Origin of the sequence: Acidianus manzaensis (genome assembly GCF_002116695.1) — an archaeon.
Taxonomy (GTDB): domain Archaea; phylum Thermoproteota; class Thermoprotei_A; order Sulfolobales; family Sulfolobaceae; genus Acidianus; species Acidianus manzaensis.
On the sequence record NZ_CP020477.1, the window covers coordinates 2,045,137 to 2,067,429 of the forward strand.

Below are 22,293 nucleotides of genomic sequence, written 5' to 3' on the forward strand. Positions count from 1 at the left end.
CATACGTATATTCATGATTATTATAGGAGGATCTGCTTCAAACGGTATTGATGAAAGAATTGCAAAAATCTTGAACTTAAAGTTAGTAAAGGTTGAGCACAAAATTTTTCCTGATGGAGAATCGTATATTAGAATACCAGAATCTATAAATAGTGAAAATGTAGCTATTGTGCAATCTACATATTATCCTCAAGATAAGCATCTTATGGAATTGTTCTTAATCGCAGAAGCTGCAAAAAATCTAGGAGCATCTAAAATTATAGCAGTAATACCTTATCTAGCTTATGCTAGACAAGATAGACGATTCAAAGACGGAGAAGCTCTTAGTCTTAAAACTGTTTTAAATTTGATATATTATAGCGGTATTGATGAAATATTAACAGTAGAACCTCATAAGCAAGATGCATTAATATCATACTTTAAAGGAGAAGTAAAGATTGTAGATCCAACACCTGCACTAGCTAATGAAGTCAAAAAAGAAGTAGAATATCCTTTTGTTTTAGCTCCGGATAGAGGAGCATTGGACAGAGCAGAAAGGTTATCTAAAGAATTAAATGCTCCTTTTTCTTTCATTGAGAAAGAAAGAGATAGAACTACTGGAGAGGTTAGAATTAAGGAAATTCCTAAGGATGTGGAAATAAAAGGAAAAGATGTAGTATTGATCGATGATATAATTAGTACTGGTGGAACTTTAGCTCAAGCAGCAAAAGTAGCATATGATCTTGGAGCTAGAAAAGTCATAGCTGCCGCTTCTCATGTTCTTCTTGTTAATAATGCTTTGCAGAAGTTACAAAGTGCAGGAATTAAATGTATAATCGGAACTAATAGCATTAGAACAGAAGATAACATTAAAGTTGCAGATATTTCTGAAGTAATAGCTGTAAAACTATGAAATATGCTATATTAACTGCAGATGAGCCATTTATATCATTAGCTGAACTAAAATCATTATTAAATAATGAAAATAATATTTATTATTTTTCTGGAATTGCTGTTTTCAGTGGAGATTATAAAAATATAGCTAGAAGGTCATCCAATATAAAGGCAATAGGTGAAGTTCTGGCAATATCTAATGATCCTAAAGATATTAATGAAGTAATAAGAGGAAAATGCTTTACTATAAAGCCTAATGTCATTTTAAGATCTGATAAAGATAGATTTAACGCATTATATTCTACTGCTACTAAGGGAGTAATTTTTAGTAAAAAATGTGAGACTCTAGATCTAATTTTTACTGATGGAATTATAATAGCAGGATTGAGAGAAGAAGAGAGAGACTCAAAGAGTTTATTGCTTCATGCTAAAAAACCCTATTCACAATCAGGAACTATGGATGCGTATACGTCTAGACTTATGGTTAATTTAGCTAATCCTAAAAAGACAGTTTTTGATCCTTTTGTAGGAGTTGGATCTATTCTAATAGAATCTGCATGGATTGGATATACTTGCCTGGGAGCCGATATAGATATTAATATGCTAGAAAAAACAAAATACAATTTAAAATATTTTGGATATACATGTGACTTATTACAATCAAATATAGCTACTAACTGTATTAAAAAGACGGATGCGATAGTCACCGATCCACCTTACGGTAAGTCTGTTAATGCTAAAACTATCAAAATAGAAGAATTATACGAAAAATTATTTAGTATTTCTTCAGAAATTTTAAGTAAAAATGGTAGATTAGTATTTGCTACTGATGCTAAATACGACTGGAGAGATAAAATAAAGGAGTATAATTTAAGTATTATTGGTATACATTTTATTTATCTTCACAAGAGCCTTTCAAGAGCAATTTACGTGGTGCAGAAACGTTGATTAAAGTATTCTTTGTAGGAACTGGTGGAGGAGCACCATCAAAAAGAGGATTGCCAGCATTTATAGTTAGAAGAGAAGCGTTTAATGCTCTATTAGATTGCGGTGAAGGAACGCAAGTAACAATGATAAGGCATAAGCTAAATATAATGAGCTTGAAAGTAATCGCAATAACTCATCTTCACGCTGATCATGTATTAGGCCTTCCAGCATTAATACAGACAATGAATATGTATAATAGAACAGAAAAATTATACATCCTAGGTAATAACGTAGATAAACTATTAAAAGGAGTATTTGAGAATACTTATTTTTCTCCAAATTTTGAAATAGAATACGTAAATGAATATAAAGACAATGAAATTTCAATAAAACCATTTAAAACTTGTCATGTAGTCCCATCGCAAGGATATTTAATAGAGGAAAAAGATAGAATAAATATTGATATAGAAAGACTAAAAAAAGAAGGAATTTCAGATTGGAGAATCATTAGACAACTAAAAGAAGGAAAAGAAGTACGTTTTAATGGAAAGACTCTCTATCCAGATGATTTTCTTATAAAGAGAAAAGGAATAAGAATTGCATATACTGGAGACACCTCAATTTGCGATAATGTAATCAAGACAGTAAAAGGAGTAGATTTACTTATGCACGATTCTACTTTTTTAGATGATATTAATGCTAGAGAATATGGTCACTCTACTGCTTCAGATGCTGCAACAGTAGGTAAGGAAGCTGATGTAAAAAGGCTAGCACTAGTTCACATTAGTGGAAGATATGATAATGATTATGAAATAGAAGAAGCTGCTAAAAAAATATTTTCTAAATCTTTTGTTCCAGAAGATTTATCATTATATATATTAAATTAATCGTCTGGAATACTGTTATTCCATAATGGAACTCCTTTAGATGTTCTTGGGGCTAACCAATCTATAACTTCTTCTGGTTTTCTATATTCTATATGGAAAACTATTGGACCTAATGGAGATTCTTTTTCATCATCCACGAAAGAAAGTCTTCCTATTGCAGCTGCTTGCTTATGTAACATAAAAGTTATAGAGTCATCCGACATGCCTTTTCTAAGATATTTTCTTGCAACGTCTAGTATTCTTTCTTCTCTTAAGGCTTTATGAAATTTTTCTAAGCTCCTAAGGGTCTTTGATTCTGCTATAATTACTTCATATTGTATTTTCTCTCTCCTTAGATATTCGAAATCAAAAAAATTCGATATCGCTAGTAGTACTTTAGCTTCGTTTTCTGATGGTCTAAGTTCAGCTGTCACAGTTATTTTAGTCATTTCAAAATCCTTGATAGTAATTCGTCTGCCCTCTTCTTAAATTCGTCTATTGTAGAATCATTTACTATAATGTAATCAGCCATTGCTATTACTCCGCCTATACCAAATTTTAATTCATCCATGTCTCTTAGTCTTAGTTCACTAATATTTTTTGAATCGTCAGGTCTCATTCTAGAAATTATTCTATTATATCTTACTGAAGGTGGAGAGTGGACTGCAATTATTATAGGTTCTCCTAATCTTTTGAATTCTTCTACTTCGCTTAGACTTCTAACTCCATCAAACGCAATTTTGTTTAGTTTGGGTGATACTTCTTCTATGCATAATCTTGCTACTACTCCATCACCATATATTTCTCTCATTCTCTTGGCGAAATCCATTAATTTTTCTCCTATTTTTGCCTCTTTTTCGTATCTTTTTCTAAGTACTCCGCTCATTGAAATTACTGTATACCCTCTTTCTTTTAATATATCTGATAAGAGGCTTTTACCAGATCCTGGCATTCCAGTTATAAGAATTATATTAATTAGTGACCACTAATTTCTTCTTCATAGTGGTTTAAAAGTATGAGGTTATTTATTGCAATTGAAATTCCTCAATTACAACAAATATCTGATATACTAACTAAACTAAAAATGACTGGTGCAGACATAAAACTAGTAGAACCAGAAAACATTCACATAACTTTAGCCTTCTTAGGAGAAGTTGAAAATGAAAAAATAGACCTTATAAAAGATGCAATGCAAATTCTAAAATTCAAAAAATTTAAGATTATACTAAGAGGAATGGGAGCATTTCCAAACCTTTCTAGACCAAGAGTCGTATGGGTAGGAATAGCTGAAGGATTTACAGAGTTAAGAAATATTAGAAATATTCTAATTAGAGAGTTAGGCAATAGGAAAATAAGACCTGCAGATGATAAAGACTTCGTACCTCATATAACTTTAGGAAGAGTTAGAGGACCGTCTAATTTAGCTAATTTAATAGACTTAATAAATAGTAACACCAATGAGAGTTTTGGAGATTTTATAGTAGATAAAGTAATATTATTCAAAAGCACGTTAACTCCTAAAGGCCCAATATATGATGAATTATTAGGTGTGAGCGCAATTGATTGATATTCTCAATGAAGTACTAAATAAAATAAAACCTAGTGAAGAAGATAAAGAATACATCTATAAAAAAATAGAACAAGTATTAGAAAAATTAAATGGATTAGATGTACAAATTCATGGCTCATTCAGAAAAGGAACATGGTTAAAAGGAGATACAGACGTAGATATTTTCGTATTTTTCCCTAAAAGTTTAGGAAAGAAATATGTAGAGAATGAAGCTGTTAAATTACTTTTAGAGAAGCTAAAAGGTTTAGATATCACAATTGCTTATGCAGAACATCCATATATTATCGTAAATCTAGATGGAATAGAAATAGACGTAGTTCCAGCAATAAAAATAAATAAAGGAGAAGAGCCTATTACTGCAGTTGATAGAACGCCATTTCATACAGAATTCATTAATTCTCACCTTACTGAAAAGCAAAAAGACGATGTTAGATTACTAAAAAGATTTATGAAAGGAATAGGAGTATATGGAGCTGAAATAAAAATTAAAGGATTCTCAGGATATATTACTGAACTGTTAATAACCTATTATGGATCCTTTGTTAATACATTAAAAAATGCTTCAAAATGGAAACCACCAGTTAAGATAGAACTAGTGAAACCACAGAGAAATTTTCAGTGCCCACTAATTATTGTAGATCCAGTTGATCCTAGAAGGAATGCTGCTGCTGCAGTATCTCTTAAAAGACTTGCAGAATTTTCTATAGCCTCAAAGTACTTTTTGGAGAGACCTTCAATTGATTTTTTCTTTCCTAAAAATCCTGAAAATGGAAAAATAAAAGGAGATATACTAATTACAATAATAAGATTAAAAGATAAAGTAGTAGAAGATTTACTATGGGGTCAGATATATAAAAGTATAGAAAAAATTAGAAATTCTTTAGAGAATACTGGGTATAAGATAATAGATATACAAGCTTATGGTAATTCTGATAAGGTTATAATAGCGACTCAGTTAGAATCTAGAAATATAGGAAAGTACTACATAAATAGAGGTCCATTATTTTACATGGATGTTGATGGGTTCATTAAAAAGAACGAAAATATATGGATAGGGGAAGATGGTAGGCTATATTCCATAAAAGAGAGAAAGAACGGAAATATAGAAGATGTAATTAAAAACAATATAAGTATAAAATATAATTATAGTATAGAGCAATATTGGTTGGATAAGGAGCCAGAAGAGAATTGTCTAAAACAGTTTTTAGTAAAAACACCAAGTTGGTTGAAATAAGGCATTTTATTTATCCAAACTATGATGAAAATATAGAAAGGGAACTTAAAGAGAATGGCATAACTGAACTGATTTCTTATGGGAACACAGTACTAAATAATGTTAAAGTTATTGGAAAAGGAAAGACTGGGGTAGTAGCACTATTAGATTACAATAAAGTAATTAAAATACGAAGAAGTGATTCTCCTAAAGAAAGTTTAGAACTTGAAGCTAAATTTCAGGAAACAGCATATCCTACAGCTCCCAAAGTTTATTCTTATGGAAAAAACTTCATAATAATGGAATTTATACATGATGGTAGAAATTTAACTAAAAATGATATTAAATATCTAGTAGACCTAGTTAGAAGAGCTAAATATCTTGAAGAACTCAAAATAGAACATAAAGAAATATCGAGACCATGGAAAAATGTAATAGTTAATACTAAAAGGTCTTATATTATAGATTATGATTCAGCTTCCTTCAAAGAAAATCCACATAACGTAAATAAAATACTTTCAGCATTTGGATATAATGAATTAGCAATAAAATACATCAAGCGATTACTAGACTTCGAAGAAATTCTTAACTTAATCAACCAGAAATAGCTCTTTTCTTTAACGTTATCTTTATTTCTGCTAAAGATGGTACTTGTAATTCGTGACCGCATCTAGGACATTTTCCTCCATAAATTGACTTTATTTCAGATGGTGTTCTAACACCATAAAAATCTTGTCCTACTTTTTCAAATTTATAAAGTTCGCTTCCACAATTTTTACAAGTATATTTTACAGGAATTTTAAACACCTAACAAAACACTAATCATTGAGCCGATTTATATTAAGCTGTTTGTATAACCTCATAGTATTATGCTAGTATTATGTTGTATTGAATGAAATATAGAATACTTTCAGGCATCTCTCTCCCTAGTATTATTAGGCAATTAGTTTTTATATGATGAAAGAATATATAGAATAAAGACGTTTTTATGTCTATATTATTAGCTAGACTTTCAAGAAGTATTAAAGATTGCTGAAATGAATATTTACTAATTTAATTACTTAAATATAATTAAATTTATTTAATTAAGGATGATCTTTCGTCGTATGCAATATTAGTATTTTTATTATATTAAGTTATAGACGTTAGCTTTCTTAAACTTGAAGTCAATAATTTATAAATTATTATTTCTGAAGAATGATTACACAATTTAACAATATTTTATCACAGTCAGACATCAAATATTAATTTCTACTTATATCACATCTAAGAACTAGTAAGGAATATCAAAGTTTATTAAAGTACATTTAAATTAGATTGTAAATTAAAAGAGCTCAAGTTTAGTTGTATCCATCTATCTTTTATTAGTAATTTATGCAAAAGTTTTTTATTCATTGGCATATATCATACATTTCAGTAGGGGCTGTAGTCTAGCCAGGACTAGGATGCCAGCCTGGGGATAATTCCCTAACCACCAGATCGCTGGTGGTCCCGGGTTCAAATCCCGGCAGCCCCATTGTGGGGATACCCCACACCCCATTTTCTTTCAACTTTAGATATGTTTCAACAACGTCAATTAAAGGTCCGACGTAAGTTTCCTTCGTCTCACCGTTTATCGTTTCCAATTTATAGACATAATACCGCCCTTTTCTTTCACGCAAAATATAATCGCCGAATTTATAACGCGTCTTATCTCTCGTCATTTTCACACTCCGTATTATGGTTGCCAAAAGGCGTTTATAAGCATTGGCAACTCGTAAAATTTTGCCGTCAAAAAACGTAGAACTGAAAGAAGACGGCAAAGATTCCTCGGCAGTAATACTAAAAAAATGGTATTACTAAAGAAATAAATATCAGTTCTTTTTAATCTAAATATTAGATGTACTTTACCCGCTTTGAGCGGGGGGTGCGGGTAGTAGGGCTTTGGGCCCGGCCCGCACCTAGTTAGGGTTTTGTGTTTACAAAGAGCCATCTCTTGAATTCTGCTGGCTTCAGCCAATCGGACCACCTTGTTATAACATAACTCCTTTCCCCTTTTGCATATTCTAATTCTGTAGGTTCAGCTAAGAAAGCTCTTTTATTCTTCTCTAAAGCTTTAAGCCTAGTAAACGGCATAAATCTTATTTCCCCTTCATTATCCGCCACATTCATAAATGCCGTTTTGAATCCCTTACTCTCTAAGATTTCACCTACACTTACTTTTACACCCAATATCGCTATTATAGCACCCTTCAAGTTGAGCCTATGAGATCTCTTTATACTTTCAGATTTGGTAAAAGATGTCCCAGTGACGTCTAGGTATAGGTGAAATTTTGGTATAAAAAAATCAAACTTCTTAAATGGGTCACCTTCCCATGTTTCATCTACTTTTTCCGCGGACAATACGCCTATACCGTTAATCTGAATATCCTCAGAAGATAGGCCTAACAACATCTGCAGCCATTTCCTAGCGATGTCTTCTCTGATGTTCGTTAGGGTCCACAGTTTGGCATATTTGTTTTTCATTTCAGAAGCAAAATTTTCGGCCATTTCAGTCCCTCAGCTGATATAGATTAGCCTGAATTTTTTGGCTTAGGAATAGGGCCTTATCTAGTTGTTCGCTTGTGTCATTCCCCACTATTTTACTTATTTTAATATTATGTATAAGTGACAGCAAATCGCGAACGTCCTCATCTAATTCTTCAAATAGTTCTTTCTCTGAAGTTTCAGCCATTTTCAGTTCACCAGATCTTTAAGGCCTTTGATCTTCTCTTCGAAATCCTTTAAACGGGCAGGAGGTATTTTGTAAGCGTTTTCTCTAGCGTCGAAATTGTATTTCTGAATCTGTAATAGAAAAACCTCTAGTTCATTAATTTTCTCTAATAGCGTGGATACGTCTATTTTTGTGTTTGCGTTATTAGTTTCTTGTTCCGTTACATTAATATTGAATATTATGTTACCCCCATCTGTGGTCTTTGAAAATTCAGCTTTAACTGAGGTCTTAATTTCCTCTGGAATTTCAACTCCTTTGGCTGCAGCTTTAGAGACTATGTAAGACATTATGACTTGCTTAAGTTCGCTGACCTCATCTTTATCCAACAATTCATACAAAAGGATAGCAGAAACTGGTAGCCTAAGCCCTAGCACTTTTGTCTTTTGTTTTTTCAAGATTTTTTCTAAAAGCGTACCATCGACCATTAGCTTCCCTCAGGCTTTGCACTGAGAATCTTCTGTATTTCTTCTTGTTCTTTCTGCTCTTCTTCTTCATTCTTCCTATAGATAAATAAGGTCCTTCTTCCCTTCTCTACGACTTCGCATTCTTCCAAGTGTTGTTCGCAGATTGCCCTTAACGCGCGCTGGACATTATACGCGGTGGCCGGCGAAATTTCAAACTGAAGAACTATATCTTCTAGTGAGATTTGGCCTTTTTTCTTTAGGACATTAAACATTATTTTAGCCCGATCGAATGCGTTCGTTTTCTCACCTCTATCTATACTTTATCTATATATTACTATTTAAAACTTGCTCTATCTATACTCTATCTATCTCTCTCTATATACAAAATTATCAGCTGAGTGTCCCCGGTTTATCTTTCCCCTTTAAAATTGGGTGAGGCCATGGGTTGCGCAAAATCCGAATTACTCATTTTACTAGAATATATTGATAAAGAGTGCAAAGACTTCAATAGTTGCAAAAAAATAATAGAAGAATTGAAAGAAAGAGTAAGAAAGCTCGCATTCGTAGAAACGATCAATGATCTTTTTTGACTATCTCTATACTCTATCTCTCTCTATATACACAAACCCGGGGGAATAACCCCCCCCCCCCCCCCACTTAACTACTTTCTAGAAAAGCGCAAATATCTGAAGATAGCGCTCTTTGAACTCTCTCTATACTCTCTCTATCTCTCTCTATACATTTACTAACAACTAAAAGCAAAAACACATTAAATAAAAAAAGGTGTTAACACAGTGTTAACACCCTATTTATCTTATCATTTTTTTGTTAGTTAGTGTTAGTGATTATATATATAGAGAGAGATAGAGTATAGAGAGAACAAAAAGCACGATCTTCAGATTTGCACTTTTATTATGGGGGGGGGGTGGGGGGTATAGTTTTTTGTGCATATATAGAGAGATAGAGAGAGTATAGATAGAATCAGCTTTTGAGAAGCTCTTCAATTCTTCGTCGAATAGCGTCCGCAACGAACTCTTGTCTGCTTACATATCCGCCTTTCCCGCTTTCTATTAATTCGTCTATTTTCTTTGCGAGTTCAAGGGGAATGGAAACCGTCACATATTCCTTTTTTATGGCTTTTCGGGGCATGTGAGTTATCTATATTATATAATATAAATGAATGATTCAAGATAGATAGAGTATAGATAGAGTAAAATTTAAATATCACATATAGATAGAGTATAGATAGAGGCGAAAGAAATGGAAGCCCCACAAGAACAAAAAGAAAAAATTGAAGTTATAACGGATTTCTTTTTTTCAATAACTAGAACACATCTTGAAGATTTACCACACGTAAAAATGGTCCATGCAAGAATTAATGTAGGGCCAGATGAGGTCATACAAGATAAGGTAACAGAGAATCCGATCTTTGATGATGAGTTAGCTAAGATAAGGAAACTATACAAGGCGATGCTATTAACAGAGTTTGACGAAAGCAGGGACGCAATAAAGAAGGAAATTCTGCTGCATATAGCAAACTTGCTTTCGTTTATCATGTGAGGGTGAGAGAATGTTCTTCGGAAAGAAGCAAATGATTCAGGCAGAAAATGTTCCAGAAAGAGTTGCTGCGCTATTGCAGCGTTTTGAAGATGCTATAAGGTCAGACGACAGCGCAAGAGCTGCAATTTACGCTAACGAAATCGTAGAACTCGTTAAGTTTGCTTGCGGTGAGGTGAAACAATGAGATACCTAGCTAATGGGTTTTCGCCTTCGATGATATCTAGTAACGACGCTGTTCTATTAATAAAAAGAATTGATAGCGAGCAATTCTGCGAGGAAGTTAAAGCAGGGAACATCATCAACGCTATCGGTCATGAAGCGACGGTGCAATTCATTAACGAACTCTGCGGGACAACATTTACGAAAAATAGAATTGAGATAAAACTAAAGGAAAATGACCAACTCTTCATAGTCTCTTTAACAAAAAGAATTGAAGAAGGAAAGGTATTGAGCAAGGAAGAGATGAAACAAATAACTGCCTTCTATTATGCCCAAGTGATGTGAGGGTGATAAGGAATGATTTCAGAAAAACTTGACGAACTAGATTCACTAATGAAAGAATACATAGAAATTTTAAGGCAGATGGATATAGAAAAAGACGACCAAAAGCTCAAAGAATTATATAAAAAAGCCGTGGAAGTGCGTGCAGAGATATTAGTAATATGGAATGATATAGAAGAATGGTTAGATGAGATTCTTGATTATTTGATAACTTTCAATGTCTGGCCATGAGGTGATCTCTAATGAAAGTTGTATCTTTTAGAGCAGATCTAGATTTGTTAGAGCTGTTAGATAGGTATGCGATGAATCACAGAATGACCAGGACGGACGTAATAAGGAAGGCAATAGAAGACCTCGTTAAGGGTGAGGTGAAATAGATGGAAAGCTTATTCAGAGTTAGAAAGCTGTCTGATACTGAGTATGAGCTGATTCCATTTAAAGAACAGGAAACTATTTCATTTAAGATAACGGAAGAGGAATTGAAGGCAATCGATCAGATTGCGAAACAACTGGGGATGACAAAGTCCGACCTTATTCGGAAAGCTATTTACGAATTTCTAAAGAGGGAGGGGATGCTATGAGGATGATGAGGGTGACATTCATGATATCTTCCAATGATCTTGAAAGGATTGACAAATTAGCGTTACAACAAGGATTGACAAGAAGCGATATCATTAGACAAGCGATTCGCGACTATCTATTAAAGGAGGCGAGTGAACTATGATCTATCAATGTCTTAGGTGTGGGAAGATTTTCAAACGTAAGAAGCTCATTAAGCTGCATTTGCAGAGAGTGCATCAAATTCACATTCATGATGATGAAATTGAGTTCTACATTTCGCCGTTCTCGTTGAAGAAGGTGAATAACAATGCCGGTAAGATACATCTGTAAGAACTGTGGCTACGAACTATACAGATTTGAGAGAGTAGGGCAGGACTTTTACGGCGTGCGAATGCCATCAGAAATAATATCATTACTTGGTGGAAAGTGTCCGAGATGCGGACATCCACTAGGAGTGCCTGCTTTAGATGATATCAGAATTAGATTGAGAGTGAGGTGGGCGAATAAATATGGTTGAATCTCATGTCAAAAAACATGAGAATAAGAATACTCCTAAACATTTAACATTTCATCTTTCGGAAGACGAATGGTTACGGTACCATCAACTTGACAGAGAAACAAAACAAATGATTAGGTTGGTTGTTAAGTCGATCATATACAACCCCGAATTAGTACAAGAAGCCGGTTATATCTACAAACTACTGATTTCAAAAACAATCAGTCCGTATGTCTGCCCTCTTTGTTTGATACCTTTTAGTAGTCTATTTGCATTAAAGCAGCATATCCGCTATCAGGAACATGAGAAGGAATGCAAAATCTGCAAAAAGCATTTTACGTCGACCGAGGCTTTACTGGACCACATTTGCAAAAAGCATAATATCTGCATATCTTAGCCATTTTAAAAGTCATAATTTTTCTTCTTTTTCAACATGAGGAAATATCTATCCCTAATCGTTCTATCTTTCCTTTTATTAGGTCTACAAGGATTTTTAAATATAACAAACACAATGGCTGCAGCGGTAAATGGTTCGGAAACGATATTCAACTTCTGGCTTAATTCTGGCGGTGTTTCATCTGAGGGAGGCTCTGCAGAATATGATAATTTAATTAACGGACCTATAGGTCTTACTGCAGGATATCTGCTAACGCAGACGACAGGGCAAAGCGGATACATAATACTAAACAGCTCAATATCAGCCAGAGAGGGCATTTATACAATTCAGGCAGTAATGGTAAATGCTTCAAGTCCTCCTGCTGATGAAATCGCTTTAGTCTTAGGTCCTTCATCACCTGTTAACTTCGGAGGCGGCGCATGGCCAGGTTTTGTGTCATCGAACGGTGGCACAATGATAGGCATAGAGTTTTACTCCGGAACTTTCAATGGCTATAGCGGTCCAGCTTTATTCATCTACACTTCTCAGGGTTTGGCTTTATGGCAGCAAGTAAGCGCAGTGCCTGAAACATGGCAGTCGTTTACATTAGAAGTAGGCGTAGAGAGCAACAATATATGGGTGGCTTATTACATTGGCAATCAGCTAGTGGCTAATGCAACTGCATCTGTACCGCCAACTTTCTCGACTTCTGAGGTTGAAATACATGCTTCAACGGGTGGCGCATACGCAGGCTTCTTATTGTTGCAATCGGGATATTATAATAACTTGCAGATAGCAACAGTTCAAAACGAGATAAGTATGGGCTTGGACTATCTGCTTAACATGGGTGAGAATATTAATGGTCATGGTTATGTTCCAGAATATGCCTCCCCTTCAGTATCATTTTTGGTTACTTACACTAATGGTTCTAATGCGTATTTCGTGCCCGGTGCTCCTGTCAATAGTCCTTCTTATTTCGGTTCACCTGTTTACGGCACACCAGAGCATACAGGCGAATATGTAGTTACTCCGGTTCCTGAGAGTTTCATCCCGGGAATTTCTGCTAGTCTGGTTTCCGAGACTGCTACAAAAGTTTCTATTTCATATGATGCATATACGTATGGTGACGAGGTAGTCAATTCTAGGACAGGTTATATTTACTATTATAAGATAAATATCTTTACGGCTAATGAAGTTGTGAATTATGCTAATCCTTCGCCGGGTGTATGGTCTGTTCAAGTTATAGTTAACGTTAATTCCACAGCCGATTATGTGGAAGATGTTCAACCTTATTTAGCTTCAGGATTTGTGATGAACCAAATAAATAATACAGCGTGGGAATATACATGGTCTGGTCAATATTTCTATCCTACATCACCTTCACCTGATGCTCCGGAATACGGTTTTGCAAACTCTATAGCATTACCTCAATATCCTGATGAATACTTCCACAGTTTCAGAATAACAATAAGGCATGTCCAAGAAATGATGGACATGATGACAGAGGAAAGTAGCGCGTTAGCGCCATTCCATTCATTTTTCTATGATACAGTTTATGATATACAGAGCGCCGTAGGTGTATGGGGCAAAAATGGAAATCAACCGACAAGTTATTACGCAGCATTATTCGGTTATGCATGGCAACCAGATATGGGGATTAATTTCTATGATGCAATAAACAATAATTGGCCTACGTATAAGGACGATACATTTAACTTATTCTTCCCATATGCATATCCTTACAAAAGTGGGGTAGTAGTGATAAATCAGCAAGATGGTGGGCAAATATGGGCAGAAATACTGAACTTTACAATATATGAATTGAACTCGACATATTCAATAGGCTTTGGCGCTGGATACTATGATCCATTGGCTTACGAAGAGGAAGGACTATATTATACAGATACTGGGCAATGGTCTGACGCAGTAAGTGCATTTAATGACATATATAACTTCTATCAGCAAAACCACGGATTATATTATGATATTGGGATATACGCTAATGGTAAATTATACAAAATAATGTCTGAGAATGCAAACGATACATTGAGATACGCATTAGCTGCCGCACTCGGTTCGAAATTAGCTGACAATGGATATATTAGTTGGTCCGAAGTTTTGCCATTCGTAAACATTCTAATGCAGACACAGTGGCAAGGAAAAGGATACGCGGACATAAACGGGCAAAACACATATATATTAGCACCAACGAATATTGGAGGTTTTGAAACTGGCTTTACTAATGATCCTGTTTTTGCTTCTTCTAGACCTTCTGTAATTTCAACGGTTGAACAAGCATGGGGACAATATGGTGGTCCGATCTCAGGAGGATTACCTGAAGAAGTAGAATGGCCGGGCATCATTATAGCCAATGCAGAAACAACGATAGTATCCGTACAAGCTTTAGCGATGTTCTTATATTATTATTATGGTATACCATTAAGCACAAGCTTAAGCCCGTATAATGCATACCTAATTCCATAAAAGATTAAATCTCTTTTTTATTATCTATTTTTATGAGTCTATCTGAACATTTATGGTTTAGGGTATTAAGTTATGTGGGAATTTTTTTCTTATCATGGGGTCTGGATATAGGGCTATTTATTGCTTTTTATGAGAAGATTTTCTATCCCGGGTTCTCTACTCTAATTTACACAGATTTCAGTGCTTCTCTTTATGCTTTCTTACTCTCTCTTTACTTGCTGAGAAAGAAATATTATTTTTCTCTTATAGTTCCATTGCTGAACTTCTTTATAGGCTTAGTACTCTTAGCTCTTGAAGCACTTTTCCTTATCGGGGCCAGTTCCACTTAGGCCCTTATAAAGTCATTTTTCTTTTACTTCAGTAGTAAGATTGTTAAAGAAGTAAGCCCTTTTTAAAGTCATAATTCTTCCTCTTTTCCAACATGAGGAAGTCCCTTCTAGCCTTAGCCTTCTTAACCCTATCTCTAGCTCTACTAACGTTAGTAATACCGGTAAGCGCATACGTACCAATACCGCCATCAACGCCAATACCGATTGTAAACGAAGGTACAATCAATCTTACTAATTTCCAAGGCTACGCATTCAGCTTCATTAATAATGGGCAAGCCCAGCCGGTTGGTTATGTTGGGATAACGATAACGATTCCATCAAATCTACCAACATATTTTAATATCCAAGACGGTGACAATAATAATGGTTATGCAGTATGGGTGGCTCTTTCACCATATTCGGCTAGTTTTAATTCAAGCCAAGTTTTTGTACAAGCTGGTATAAGTTTTATCGCCAATACAAGTGGTAATTATGTACAACTGTTTGTGGTATATGTGAATGGTACCAAAATCTACCAGTCATTCTTACTTTTAACGTACCCCTTTAGTGAGTTCGCCGGTACTACACTTAACGTTTGCTTATCTTTCAGTGACGGTCAATTCACCGCACAGTTTTACGATTCTAACGGATTTAGCAAAACTGTGACAGTAACCGAAAACTTCGTACCTTATAGCGCTCTAGTAATTGGCGAAGACCCTGCAACTCCTCAGACTACCATTCTTCCGAACGGTCAGGTGGTTCCGTTATTACATTATCCATTGCCAAACGAGACTTTTAGCAATATTCAATTTAACGTAATCGGTAGCCCAGCTACATCAGTAGAAGTATATACGTTTGAATATGCATTAAACACGCCTATCCCAAGCACAATTGTCGAAACATCATACGAGGAGTATGTTTATGCATTCGAGTGGACTTATAATGGTAACAGTTATTCAGCAAATGCCTATACATCAAGTAGCAGTGCGCAAATTTTTGGGACAATTCAACTCAGTTACAAAGAAACACCTCTATTCCTTTACGAGATCATAAAGCAGTAGAGTTATGAAAAAACTTAAAAAGATATTTTCTTTTTTCTTAAATATGAAAAAGTCAATTGTTCTGCTTTCTATGGTTTCTGTCGTGTTAATAGTATTAGGAGGTTATCTATTTGCAATAGATAAGCCTACTATAGTATACCCCAAGATAATAACTAAGGCTGGCGTGCCGTATGTTAATCCGGGTACCCCAGGCATTATAATTCAAAATACAACCCATCAACTCCCGTATATAGTCACTCCACATATAATCCCGCCACCATGGTATGCTACACTATGGCCAATACCACTAGCCGTTGGTATTGTTGGAGTCATTTATTCAGCAATTAGGTTGTTAAAGAAGTAAGCCCTTTTTAAAGTCACACTCTTTTTTCCTCCTTAATGAGGAAGTTAGCTCTACTCTTGTTAGCAATCCCTATGTTAGCTATAATTAGCTTAGCTTCTAGCATTAACATAATTTCTACTCCCCCTGTGAGTCCGCAAGCGGGTACATATTTTTATCTTGAATTTCAATTTTCGCCAGTAAATGGAACCCCTCAGCCGTATGCTATTTTTGTGGGTAACTCAGTTAATAACCTAACAGAGGTAGCGGAGGGCTATACAAATCAGAATGGGACAGGATACGCTAGGGTCCCGGTAATAAATTCTCAAATAGAATACATTGATATCGTATGGGTGAATGTCAATTATAGTGTAATCCAAATATTTCCACAAACTACGAATACAAGTACAACGACTACATCAATAACGCTAAATAATAGCCAAGGTTTTAGTTTTGCTTTGCCCGGGTGGGTTAATTGGATTGTCGGAGCGCTCATTATGCTGGCCCTTATGGGTATTGGATATAAGTTCATGGGTGCAGGTGGGCTGGCGGTATTCGGCGTGATAGGAGTTTTCTTAAGCGCGTATTTTGGGCTTATTCCTTTTTATATTATTTATATTTTCGTTTTTATTGTCGCAATACTCGGCGCAAGAATTCTTACGCGTCAATTGGGAGGTGGTGATGAAGAATGAAAAAGAGTCTATTACCTATATTATTAATATTAATAGTATTGGAAATAGTATCTGGTTTTAGCATAGTTAATGCTTCTTCTTTACCCCCTCTTTATGTAGAGGACGCAGCAAACGCAGAAATTCATACTCTTTGGAGTAAGAGCCCGACGGGGACCTATGCTTTTCATGAGGCGCCTAGCGTTAATAATAGTTTTTGGATAGACGATAACGCTAAGTTTTTAGAAAGCGTAGCGCCATGGTGGCAATCGTATAGTAATCCATATATAAATGATATTCTGAACTTCATCAGCCAGGGCGACGTCAACGGACTATTTATAAAGAGATTTGAATATCCACTTAATCCAGTTCAACCGATAACAATTGGTAGTTTAAGCGGATATACTAATGGATTTTACGATATCGTAGGCAATCCTATCGATAATACATTTAGTATAAGAAGCTACTACAATCCTTCATTAGCGATAGTGTATCCTTATGGGAACGTCATTCAGTATCCGAATGGTATTTTAGTAGACATGGAACAAGGAATGGAAAATCCAATAGTAGATGGAGGTTTTGGAGGTCTCAAAGGGCAAAACCCCCCATGGGAATCTGTTTCACCATTCACACTTACTAACGATTCGGTTGTAAGCATTGTTAATAGCGCAAAAACTTACCTGAACCTAACAGGACCGGATTTCTACGGCTCGCCGTCGGAGCAACTGCAATATAATTTCCCTATAATAAATGTCCTTCCACATGGCCTAGCATACTATAATAAAGATGGAATATTAGGACAGTATAATTATCTAGGGGATTTTATTCCGTTCAATTTAACTTTGATTTTGCAATCATCTTCAATCAATAGAGTATATGTATTATTCATCTGGGAAAATGCTTCGGGAACGTTCGTACAGACAGATATGCCCGTTTACTTCCCCGCTAATGGTCAATGGAATATGGTTACGGTAACTGTCCCATCTTCAGTTTGGCCTAAATATTGGAATCTGGGCGACCTATCTTCTGTTCCTTTACTGATAGGAATAGGTTTGGCGATTCCTGGAGCTGAAGCTAATCAAACAGGAAATACTGGCGTATACGTCGCAGATGTTGCAACGAATTATCCTACGACCTACGGACCTTCTTTTACCGTTACTAATAAAGGGAGTTATGTCATATTCAACGAATCATGGACTAGCGACTCTCTTGATGCGACGTTTTGGATTGCATATATTTTAGGTCAGAGTGATGCTATAGAAGTACTGGCTTCAGCACCGGTTAACGGCTCATGGATTTATTTGGGTTATAACGGACTGGCAACTATAGGAACTGGATATACAGTATTAGGAACTCCTAGCGGGATTTTGAAGAACTATCAGAATGCGAATAACATTAGCTGGACCTATCTCGGCTGCAATTTCGGCAAATGGTTCCTATTGTCTACCAAATATGCGCCGAACTGGATCGGAGCTTTTCAATTACTATTTATGTTCCCGATGGCTGGCTCAACAAATCCTTATGTGGATACTTTAAGTTATGCAGCATATATGGGGGATCCAGTTGAGGTCCGTAACACATTGTACTTTGGTAGCTATACGACCTTACCGGGCTATTTCCAGTGGGTGCAGGTGGCATACGAAAATAACGGAAATGATGGGATATTCGGCTTCTTCTTAATGCCTAGCGTAGATTACTTGGTTTCGCCGAATACAATAGTAAACGATCTATTTCCTTCAAATTTCACCTGCTATAATCCTTCATCGATTTCATCATATTGGTGGACAGCGGACTGGGGCGAGAATTATTATGAGGGCGAGATCATCTATGCTTTGGCGCTACTAGGCGAGTACGGAAATACACAAGCATTAAGCATGGCGGAACAAGCGTGGACCGCATACTATGATCAGCTTCAGAGTGTAGGGGGATTAACTTATACTTCATCTTTAGCCAGGTTTATTATGGCAACAATATTACTATATAATATAACGCATAATAGTCAATATTCTAACGCATACACTACGTTAGGTAATTGGCTTTTACAATACCAAAACGATAGCAAGTATGCATATGTATACATACCGATGTGGTACCATAAGGACCCTGCAGTCACAACGGTAAACGGCTTCGATTCCTACGGATATATAATAAACGAAACATCTGGCATGGACGTAGGTACGGTAATATCAGGTAGTTCGATAGGGCTGAATTTCTTCGAAGATATCCCGCTTAATACGTCGTATGGAATCAGCCTCATTACTAATGGAACCGGTAAATTGCCTTTCACCTACACTAATAGCCTTAACGTTAGCGGGACATTTACCACATATTTGTTTATGAATGGAGGCGGAACAGCAACAACAGCTAACATTTCTATTACTGTGCAAATAGCATATGATGGAAATATACTGCAGACAATAGGATCCGCAACAGTCACTAATGTACCCATACCTGCCGGCGGATCCTCAGGCTCACCGCCGTTCTATCCTATTAAGATCACAGTACCAGTTTTGACGACAGTTAATGCCCCGCCAAGTTCTACGATTGTTGTAGGTTGGCATATCACAGCACCGCAAACAGTTTATGTTCTCGTAGATAGTACAAATGGACCATCTAATGTTACTATTCCTCTCAGTTGGTTGAACCCCTTCTATGGCTTATTCACAATTCCAGAAATCACTAATCCAAACCCTGGAGTGCATGTGTATCCACAGCCATACTTCTTGGATGTATCGGCAATGGCGGGCCAGGCACTTGTTGCATTATACTATGCAACACATAACCCAACTTACTTACAGCGTGCAGAACTGATAGAGCAAGCGATTCACTACGGCGAAGTACCAACTCCGACTTATGGTATATTAGGCGTTTCAAATCCTCCCGTAACCTATAGGCTATGGGTCTATGCCAACTACAGTGCAGTAGATACTGATTACTATACCTATAAAGCAGAATTAGTAAGCGAGTTCGCTGACGCGATAGGCAATAACACATTAGCAAGTCTAGCCATTAGCAGGGTATGGCAGAGAAGCGCATATGACTATCCTAGCAGCTATATCTACTATGTAGCCCGCTATGGCAGTGGCTTACAGATGAATAGCGAGACGCAGCCATGGGGCGATGTCGCCACACAGGATTATGTAGACACATGGGGAGCCCCGAACCTGGACCTATTTTGGGCTTCATTACCGCAAGAAGATTATATAATGAATCAGACATGGAACGGCACAGCGTTAAAGATATTCCTTTACGCTTACGGTAATGACCAGGTTCAATTGCTACTCCTAACGACTACAACGAATTTCAATATAATCGTAAACGGCAACTATACGAACTACGGGGCCAACCATCAGATTCTGCAGATAATATTTACTCCGCATGCAGGAATAAACGAAATAATTATAGTGCCGAACCCAACAAACCAAACATCAATAAACACAGGGATAAACACATCTACAAGCTCAACGACATGTTCAAGTTCGCTATTAAATAGCTTTAATATTCCGAAACAATTCCAAGAAATATTAGGATTTATAATATATTTCATTACAGTCGGCCTGATGTACCTATTCACAAGAAACAAGATAATTACATTGCTGAGCAGCTTAACAGCTACAGTGATTATATATGCCCTTGCACTATGGCCTATGTATACTTTATTCCTGGTAGGCGCAGTATCCTTATTTATGCTCTTTTATTCGATAAGGGGAGGTGGTGAAGATGGGAGCTAAATTAATAGTAAACGTGATTATCTTCGATATCATATTAGCGCTGCTAATGATGAGTTTTGCGGGAATTCAGCCGCCTAGTATCGCTAATCCCCCTACTGTGCAGCAGGCGCAAGCTCAGGCTAACATTACATGGAACTTATCTGTAGGCAGTATCACTTGGGAATGGCTTTGGCCATTATTCTACTTTGTCGACTGGCTTATCTGGATTGTAACTACGATTTTCGCAGTCGTAGTCTTCATTTTTAATATCTTTACGACGAGTTTAGCGCTTCTATCATCTGTGCCGACTGTCGGGCCGTTTCTATTAATTTTCGCAGTAGTCCTTAACTTTGTTCTAATTTGGGAACTTGTAACACTGATAAGGGGGACAGAGGGATGAACGAATATAATGCTAATGAGATAAGGGCAAAGGTATTACGCAAAAAAATACTGCAGCTAATCGCAGAGAATTACGTGCTAAGTGCATCACTCATTTCACACACTCTCTTACTCTCATATGCTACAGTGTTTCGGCATTTGCATATATTAAATAAAGAAGGATATATAGAGCTGTACAAACAAGGAAGAACGCTATACGCAAAAATTAAAACAAACAGCAGAGAAATTCAGAATCTGAATTCAGAACTTGGGGGATTTAAAAACCTAAACGGAAAACCTGAATTTGATGAGTCTAGTACTCTTGTCAAGACCAAAGCTAAGAAAGGGTGAAGGCGTAAACGTAGGGTTGCTAATAGGCCTCTTTATCTTCATACTCGTAGGAGTAGTATTGCTACCAGTAATAACGAGCGAGGTAACTACACTCACAGGCGGAACATCACCACAAGTCACCGGCACAGATGCAACGTTGCTAAACTTAGTGCCCCTCTTCTATATCTTAGTATTGATTATCGTCCCAGCAGTAATTGCTTACCGTATGTACAAGGAGTAAGGAGGGGTAAGGAATGGAAGCTAACATAAAGGAAATCATTTTTTTATTTCTATTCGTTATCATTGGAATTGTATTATTATCGCCAATAGTATCATTTATAGGTAATCTGACAAACCCTGGAACTTACACAACATATACTACAGTCTCTGGCACAGTGACTGAAACGACATCATCGTTTGTACCGAACCCGTATTACGTAGGAAGCAACAACACTGTATTGATATCGTTAGTGCCAATCTTCTATATTTTGATCATAATAGGCGTTCCAGCCATTTTGATATATAAAATGTACAAGGGGGAGTAACATGAAAAGGTGGATTCAAAAGGCAATAAAGCATAAGGGCAGAGTACACAGATATCTGGAAAGGTTATACGGAAAGAAGGCTTTTGCAAAAGATGGGGATATCAAAATAAAGTACTTGGATATGGCTATCCGCCATGTTAAACGTTCAAAGATAAGCGAAGAGCGTAAAAGAAGTTTGCTGAGCGCATTATATCTCGCAAAAAGGCTGAAGAGGATGAGGAAATGAAGGAAAGCGAGATAAAAAGAAGAATAGAAGCAAAAAAGCACATAATCAAGAAGTATCAACATGACATAAAACTTTTTAGAAGATTGATAAGGGAAGAAAGGGAGGACATAAAGAAACTGAGAGAAAAGCTAAAAAAATTGAAGAAAAAATCAAAGTAGGCCCTTT

General features: G+C 36.1%; 35 protein-coding genes, 1 tRNA gene and 2 pseudogenes. 27 read left to right on the top strand and 11 right to left on the bottom strand.

Features of this window, described 5'->3' with window-relative positions:
- Window positions 1-13: 13 nt before the first annotated feature.
- The 3 genes from prs to B6F84_RS10540 are packed head-to-tail and all read left to right on the top strand — an operon-like array spanning window position 14 to window position 2,687.
- Window positions 14-892 carry a ribose-phosphate diphosphokinase gene (gene prs, locus B6F84_RS10530; RefSeq protein ID WP_148692197.1) on the top strand — a complete coding sequence of 293 codons (879 nt, stop codon included), beginning with the start codon at window positions 14-16 and terminating at the stop codon, window positions 890-892.
- The gene (locus tag B6F84_RS10535) at window positions 889-1,821 is read left to right on the top strand and encodes a TRM11 family SAM-dependent methyltransferase (RefSeq protein WP_148692198.1); all 933 of its coding nucleotides are present in this window, start codon (window positions 889-891) and stop codon (window positions 1,819-1,821) included. The genes prs and B6F84_RS10535 overlap by 4 nt, the downstream gene beginning before the upstream one ends.
- Complete coding sequence (locus B6F84_RS10540; protein WP_148692199.1) at window positions 1,818-2,687, top strand: ribonuclease Z; 870 nt, start codon at window positions 1,818-1,820, stop codon at window positions 2,685-2,687. The genes B6F84_RS10535 and B6F84_RS10540 overlap by 4 nt, the downstream gene beginning before the upstream one ends.
- On the opposite strand, the gene B6F84_RS10545 is transcribed toward B6F84_RS10540, so the two are convergent.
- The gene (locus B6F84_RS10545; protein ID WP_148692200.1) at window positions 2,684-3,115 is read right to left on the bottom strand and encodes an RNA-binding domain-containing protein; all 432 of its coding nucleotides are present in this window, start codon (window positions 3,113-3,115) and stop codon (window positions 2,684-2,686) included. The genes B6F84_RS10540 and B6F84_RS10545 overlap by 4 nt on opposite strands.
- Window positions 3,112-3,642: an AAA family ATPase gene (locus tag B6F84_RS10550; protein WP_257788618.1), complete on the bottom strand. Its 531-nt coding sequence runs from the start codon at window positions 3,640-3,642 to the stop codon at window positions 3,112-3,114. The genes B6F84_RS10545 and B6F84_RS10550 overlap by 4 nt, the downstream gene beginning before the upstream one ends.
- A 39-nt stretch (window positions 3,643-3,681) precedes the next feature.
- Here B6F84_RS10550 and thpR point away from each other — a divergent pair, with 39 nt between their 5' ends.
- The 3 genes from thpR to B6F84_RS10565 are packed head-to-tail and all read left to right on the top strand — an operon-like array spanning window position 3,682 to window position 6,057.
- Window positions 3,682-4,233 carry an RNA 2',3'-cyclic phosphodiesterase gene (gene thpR, locus B6F84_RS10555; RefSeq protein WP_148692202.1) on the top strand — a complete coding sequence of 184 codons (552 nt, stop codon included), beginning with the start codon at window positions 3,682-3,684 and terminating at the stop codon, window positions 4,231-4,233.
- The gene (gene cca, locus B6F84_RS10560; protein WP_148692904.1) at window positions 4,229-5,470 is read left to right on the top strand and encodes a CCA tRNA nucleotidyltransferase; all 1,242 of its coding nucleotides are present in this window, start codon (window positions 4,229-4,231) and stop codon (window positions 5,468-5,470) included. The genes thpR and cca overlap by 5 nt, the downstream gene beginning before the upstream one ends.
- Window positions 5,458-6,057, top strand: a complete 600-nt coding sequence (locus B6F84_RS10565) for a serine/threonine protein kinase (RefSeq protein WP_148692203.1) — start codon at window positions 5,458-5,460, stop codon at window positions 6,055-6,057. The genes cca and B6F84_RS10565 overlap by 13 nt, the downstream gene beginning before the upstream one ends.
- Here B6F84_RS10565 and B6F84_RS10570 read toward each other — a convergent pair.
- On the bottom strand, window positions 6,044-6,247 hold the full coding sequence (locus B6F84_RS10570) for a hypothetical protein (RefSeq protein ID WP_148692905.1): 204 nt from the start codon (window positions 6,245-6,247) through the stop codon (window positions 6,044-6,046). The genes B6F84_RS10565 and B6F84_RS10570 overlap by 14 nt on opposite strands.
- Before the next feature lie 621 nt (window positions 6,248-6,868).
- On the opposite strand from B6F84_RS10570, the gene B6F84_RS10575 reads away from it, so the two are divergent.
- Window positions 6,869-6,965, top strand: a tRNA-Pro gene (locus B6F84_RS10575).
- Window positions 6,966-6,993: 28 nt separating this feature from the next.
- Here the strand turns inward: B6F84_RS10575 and B6F84_RS10580 are convergent.
- The 5 genes and pseudogenes from B6F84_RS10580 to B6F84_RS10605 form a co-directional block, all read right to left on the bottom strand.
- Window positions 6,994-7,152, bottom strand: a pseudogene (locus B6F84_RS10580) (putative integrase); the annotation flags it as partial.
- Between the two features lie 241 nt (window positions 7,153-7,393).
- A complete protein-coding gene (locus B6F84_RS10590; protein WP_236748948.1) occupies window positions 7,394-7,882 on the bottom strand; it encodes a nuclease in 489 nt (162 codons plus the stop codon).
- A 97-nt stretch (window positions 7,883-7,979) separates the two neighbouring features.
- Entirely contained in the window at window positions 7,980-8,162 is a 183-nt protein-coding gene (locus B6F84_RS10595; RefSeq protein ID WP_148692206.1) for a protein D-63, read from the bottom strand.
- A 2-nt stretch (window positions 8,163-8,164) separates the two neighbouring features.
- Entirely contained in the window at window positions 8,165-8,626 is a 462-nt protein-coding gene (locus B6F84_RS10600) for a hypothetical protein (RefSeq protein WP_148692207.1), read from the bottom strand.
- Window positions 8,626-8,877 (bottom strand): hypothetical protein, encoded by a 252-nt coding sequence (locus B6F84_RS10605; RefSeq protein WP_148692208.1) that lies wholly within the window; start codon window positions 8,875-8,877, stop codon window positions 8,626-8,628. Before B6F84_RS10605 ends, B6F84_RS10600 begins: the two co-directional genes overlap by 1 nt.
- 168 nt (window positions 8,878-9,045) lie before the next feature.
- Here B6F84_RS10605 and B6F84_RS13910 point away from each other — a divergent pair, with 168 nt between their 5' ends.
- Window positions 9,046-9,195, top strand: coding sequence for a hypothetical protein (locus tag B6F84_RS13910; protein ID WP_187152684.1), 150 nt, complete (start codon window positions 9,046-9,048; stop codon window positions 9,193-9,195).
- Between the two features lie 391 nt (window positions 9,196-9,586).
- Here B6F84_RS13910 and B6F84_RS10610 read toward each other — a convergent pair whose 3' ends face one another.
- A complete protein-coding gene (locus tag B6F84_RS10610) occupies window positions 9,587-9,754 on the bottom strand; it encodes a ribbon-helix-helix domain-containing protein (RefSeq protein WP_148692209.1) in 168 nt (55 codons plus the stop codon).
- A 111-nt stretch (window positions 9,755-9,865) separates the two neighbouring features.
- On the opposite strand from B6F84_RS10610, the gene B6F84_RS10615 reads away from it, so the two are divergent.
- The 8 genes and pseudogenes from B6F84_RS10615 to B6F84_RS10650 all read left to right on the top strand — a co-directional run bounded on the left by B6F84_RS10615 (window position 9,866) and on the right by B6F84_RS10650 (window position 12,120).
- The gene (locus B6F84_RS10615; RefSeq protein WP_148692210.1) at window positions 9,866-10,165 is read left to right on the top strand and encodes a hypothetical protein; all 300 of its coding nucleotides are present in this window, start codon (window positions 9,866-9,868) and stop codon (window positions 10,163-10,165) included.
- A gap of 180 nt (window positions 10,166-10,345) precedes the next feature.
- A complete protein-coding gene (locus B6F84_RS10620) occupies window positions 10,346-10,669 on the top strand; it encodes an STIV orfB116 family protein (protein WP_148692211.1) in 324 nt (107 codons plus the stop codon).
- A gap of 12 nt (window positions 10,670-10,681) precedes the next feature.
- The gene (locus B6F84_RS10625; RefSeq protein WP_148692212.1) at window positions 10,682-10,897 is read left to right on the top strand and encodes a hypothetical protein; all 216 of its coding nucleotides are present in this window, start codon (window positions 10,682-10,684) and stop codon (window positions 10,895-10,897) included.
- Between the two features lie 11 nt (window positions 10,898-10,908).
- Window positions 10,909-11,037, top strand: a pseudogene (locus B6F84_RS10630) (ribbon-helix-helix protein, CopG family); the annotation flags it as partial.
- A 6-nt stretch (window positions 11,038-11,043) separates the two neighbouring features.
- Window positions 11,044-11,247, top strand: a complete 204-nt coding sequence (locus B6F84_RS10635) for a ribbon-helix-helix domain-containing protein (RefSeq protein WP_148692168.1) — start codon at window positions 11,044-11,046, stop codon at window positions 11,245-11,247.
- Between the two features lie 5 nt (window positions 11,248-11,252).
- Window positions 11,253-11,390: a ribbon-helix-helix domain-containing protein gene (locus B6F84_RS10640; protein ID WP_476692195.1), complete on the top strand. Its 138-nt coding sequence runs from the start codon at window positions 11,253-11,255 to the stop codon at window positions 11,388-11,390.
- Window positions 11,391-11,534: 144 nt separating this feature from the next.
- A complete protein-coding gene (locus tag B6F84_RS14290) occupies window positions 11,535-11,744 on the top strand; it encodes a hypothetical protein (protein ID WP_148692214.1) in 210 nt (69 codons plus the stop codon).
- Window positions 11,737-12,120 carry a C2H2-type zinc finger protein gene (locus tag B6F84_RS10650; RefSeq protein WP_148692215.1) on the top strand — a complete coding sequence of 128 codons (384 nt, stop codon included), beginning with the start codon at window positions 11,737-11,739 and terminating at the stop codon, window positions 12,118-12,120. The genes B6F84_RS14290 and B6F84_RS10650 overlap by 8 nt, the downstream gene beginning before the upstream one ends.
- Before the next feature lie 5 nt (window positions 12,121-12,125).
- Here the strand turns inward: B6F84_RS10650 and B6F84_RS14010 are convergent, their stop codons facing one another.
- Window positions 12,126-12,401 carry a hypothetical protein gene (locus tag B6F84_RS14010; protein ID WP_222703211.1) on the bottom strand — a complete coding sequence of 92 codons (276 nt, stop codon included), beginning with the start codon at window positions 12,399-12,401 and terminating at the stop codon, window positions 12,126-12,128.
- A 55-nt stretch (window positions 12,402-12,456) separates the two neighbouring features.
- Between B6F84_RS14010 and B6F84_RS10655 the strand changes: the two genes are divergently transcribed.
- Complete coding sequence (locus B6F84_RS10655; RefSeq protein WP_222703212.1) at window positions 12,457-14,583, top strand: hypothetical protein; 2,127 nt, start codon at window positions 12,457-12,459, stop codon at window positions 14,581-14,583.
- 341 nt (window positions 14,584-14,924) lie between these two features.
- On the opposite strand, the gene B6F84_RS13915 is transcribed toward B6F84_RS10655, so the two are convergent.
- Complete coding sequence (locus B6F84_RS13915; protein WP_187152790.1) at window positions 14,925-15,083, bottom strand: hypothetical protein; 159 nt, start codon at window positions 15,081-15,083, stop codon at window positions 14,925-14,927.
- A gap of 563 nt (window positions 15,084-15,646) precedes the next feature.
- Here B6F84_RS13915 and B6F84_RS14105 point away from each other — a divergent pair.
- From B6F84_RS14105 to B6F84_RS13920, 10 genes are all read left to right on the top strand, one after another.
- Window positions 15,647-15,952: a hypothetical protein gene (locus B6F84_RS14105; protein WP_236748949.1), complete on the top strand. Its 306-nt coding sequence runs from the start codon at window positions 15,647-15,649 to the stop codon at window positions 15,950-15,952.
- Between the two features lie 43 nt (window positions 15,953-15,995).
- On the top strand, window positions 15,996-16,295 hold the full coding sequence (locus tag B6F84_RS10670) for a hypothetical protein (RefSeq protein WP_148692219.1): 300 nt from the start codon (window positions 15,996-15,998) through the stop codon (window positions 16,293-16,295).
- A gap of 125 nt (window positions 16,296-16,420) precedes the next feature.
- Entirely contained in the window at window positions 16,421-16,963 is a 543-nt protein-coding gene (locus B6F84_RS10675) for a hypothetical protein (RefSeq protein ID WP_222703213.1), read from the top strand.
- A complete protein-coding gene (locus B6F84_RS10680; protein WP_148692221.1) occupies window positions 16,960-20,670 on the top strand; it encodes an end-filament protein in 3,711 nt (1,236 codons plus the stop codon). Before B6F84_RS10675 ends, B6F84_RS10680 begins: the two co-directional genes overlap by 4 nt.
- On the top strand, window positions 20,660-21,049 hold the full coding sequence (locus tag B6F84_RS10685; protein ID WP_148692222.1) for a C166 family protein: 390 nt from the start codon (window positions 20,660-20,662) through the stop codon (window positions 21,047-21,049). Before B6F84_RS10680 ends, B6F84_RS10685 begins: the two co-directional genes overlap by 11 nt.
- Window positions 21,046-21,378, top strand: coding sequence for a transcriptional regulator (locus B6F84_RS10690; protein ID WP_148692223.1), 333 nt, complete (start codon window positions 21,046-21,048; stop codon window positions 21,376-21,378). The genes B6F84_RS10685 and B6F84_RS10690 overlap by 4 nt, the downstream gene beginning before the upstream one ends.
- The gene (locus tag B6F84_RS10695) at window positions 21,335-21,598 is read left to right on the top strand and encodes a VP1/VP3 family protein (protein ID WP_148692224.1); all 264 of its coding nucleotides are present in this window, start codon (window positions 21,335-21,337) and stop codon (window positions 21,596-21,598) included. The genes B6F84_RS10690 and B6F84_RS10695 overlap by 44 nt, the downstream gene beginning before the upstream one ends.
- A gap of 13 nt (window positions 21,599-21,611) precedes the next feature.
- Window positions 21,612-21,902 carry a V1/V3 family capsid protein gene (locus B6F84_RS10700; protein WP_148692225.1) on the top strand — a complete coding sequence of 97 codons (291 nt, stop codon included), beginning with the start codon at window positions 21,612-21,614 and terminating at the stop codon, window positions 21,900-21,902.
- Between the two features lies 1 nt (window position 21,903).
- Entirely contained in the window at window positions 21,904-22,128 is a 225-nt protein-coding gene (locus B6F84_RS10705) for a capsid protein VP2 (protein WP_148692226.1), read from the top strand.
- Window positions 22,125-22,286, top strand: a complete 162-nt coding sequence (locus B6F84_RS13920; protein WP_187152685.1) for a hypothetical protein — start codon at window positions 22,125-22,127, stop codon at window positions 22,284-22,286. The genes B6F84_RS10705 and B6F84_RS13920 overlap by 4 nt, the downstream gene beginning before the upstream one ends.
- Window positions 22,287-22,293 lie beyond the last annotated feature (7 nt).

Excerpts from the sequence above, each read along its gene's own strand:
- prs (WP_148692197.1), top strand. The coding sequence starts at position 14 with ATGATTATTATAGGAGGATCTGCTTCAAACGGTATTGATGAAAGAATT.
- B6F84_RS10535 (WP_148692198.1), top strand. The coding sequence starts at position 889 with ATGAAATATGCTATATTAACTGCAGATGAGCCATTTATATCATTAGCT.
- B6F84_RS10545 (WP_148692200.1), bottom strand. The coding sequence starts at position 3,115 with ATGACTAAAATAACTGTGACAGCTGAACTTAGACCATCAGAAAACGAA.
- thpR (WP_148692202.1), top strand. The coding sequence starts at position 3,682 with ATGAGGTTATTTATTGCAATTGAAATTCCTCAATTACAACAAATATCT.
- B6F84_RS10590 (WP_236748948.1), bottom strand. The coding sequence starts at position 7,882 with ATGTTGTTAGGCCTATCTTCTGAGGATATTCAGATTAACGGTATAGGC.
- B6F84_RS10595 (WP_148692206.1), bottom strand. The coding sequence starts at position 8,162 with ATGGCTGAAACTTCAGAGAAAGAACTATTTGAAGAATTAGATGAGGAC.
- B6F84_RS10600 (WP_148692207.1), bottom strand. The coding sequence starts at position 8,626 with ATGGTCGATGGTACGCTTTTAGAAAAAATCTTGAAAAAACAAAAGACA.
- B6F84_RS10605 (WP_148692208.1), bottom strand. The coding sequence starts at position 8,877 with ATGTTTAATGTCCTAAAGAAAAAAGGCCAAATCTCACTAGAAGATATA.
- B6F84_RS13910 (WP_187152684.1), top strand. The coding sequence starts at position 9,046 with ATGGGTTGCGCAAAATCCGAATTACTCATTTTACTAGAATATATTGAT.
- B6F84_RS10610 (WP_148692209.1), bottom strand. The coding sequence starts at position 9,754 with ATGCCCCGAAAAGCCATAAAAAAGGAATATGTGACGGTTTCCATTCCC.
- B6F84_RS10615 (WP_148692210.1), top strand. The coding sequence starts at position 9,866 with ATGGAAGCCCCACAAGAACAAAAAGAAAAAATTGAAGTTATAACGGAT.
- B6F84_RS10620 (WP_148692211.1), top strand. The coding sequence starts at position 10,346 with ATGAGATACCTAGCTAATGGGTTTTCGCCTTCGATGATATCTAGTAAC.
- B6F84_RS10625 (WP_148692212.1), top strand. The coding sequence starts at position 10,682 with ATGATTTCAGAAAAACTTGACGAACTAGATTCACTAATGAAAGAATAC.
- B6F84_RS10635 (WP_148692168.1), top strand. The coding sequence starts at position 11,044 with ATGGAAAGCTTATTCAGAGTTAGAAAGCTGTCTGATACTGAGTATGAG.
- B6F84_RS10640 (WP_476692195.1), top strand. The coding sequence starts at position 11,253 with ATGAGGGTGACATTCATGATATCTTCCAATGATCTTGAAAGGATTGAC.
- B6F84_RS14290 (WP_148692214.1), top strand. The coding sequence starts at position 11,535 with ATGCCGGTAAGATACATCTGTAAGAACTGTGGCTACGAACTATACAGA.
- B6F84_RS10650 (WP_148692215.1), top strand. The coding sequence starts at position 11,737 with ATGGTTGAATCTCATGTCAAAAAACATGAGAATAAGAATACTCCTAAA.
- B6F84_RS14010 (WP_222703211.1), bottom strand. The coding sequence starts at position 12,401 with ATGTATCCGCTTTGCCCTGTCGTCTGCGTTAGCAGATATCCTGCAGTA.
- B6F84_RS10655 (WP_222703212.1), top strand. The coding sequence starts at position 12,457 with ATGGTAAATGCTTCAAGTCCTCCTGCTGATGAAATCGCTTTAGTCTTA.
- B6F84_RS13915 (WP_187152790.1), bottom strand. The coding sequence starts at position 15,083 with ATGCGCTTACCGGTATTACTAACGTTAGTAGAGCTAGAGATAGGGTTA.
- B6F84_RS10670 (WP_148692219.1), top strand. The coding sequence starts at position 15,996 with ATGAAAAAGTCAATTGTTCTGCTTTCTATGGTTTCTGTCGTGTTAATA.
- B6F84_RS10680 (WP_148692221.1), top strand. The coding sequence starts at position 16,960 with ATGAAAAAGAGTCTATTACCTATATTATTAATATTAATAGTATTGGAA.
- B6F84_RS10685 (WP_148692222.1), top strand. The coding sequence starts at position 20,660 with ATGGGAGCTAAATTAATAGTAAACGTGATTATCTTCGATATCATATTA.
- B6F84_RS10690 (WP_148692223.1), top strand. The coding sequence starts at position 21,046 with ATGAACGAATATAATGCTAATGAGATAAGGGCAAAGGTATTACGCAAA.
- B6F84_RS10695 (WP_148692224.1), top strand. The coding sequence starts at position 21,335 with ATGAGTCTAGTACTCTTGTCAAGACCAAAGCTAAGAAAGGGTGAAGGC.
- B6F84_RS10700 (WP_148692225.1), top strand. The coding sequence starts at position 21,612 with ATGGAAGCTAACATAAAGGAAATCATTTTTTTATTTCTATTCGTTATC.
- B6F84_RS10705 (WP_148692226.1), top strand. The coding sequence starts at position 21,904 with ATGAAAAGGTGGATTCAAAAGGCAATAAAGCATAAGGGCAGAGTACAC.
- B6F84_RS13920 (WP_187152685.1), top strand. The coding sequence starts at position 22,125 with ATGAAGGAAAGCGAGATAAAAAGAAGAATAGAAGCAAAAAAGCACATA.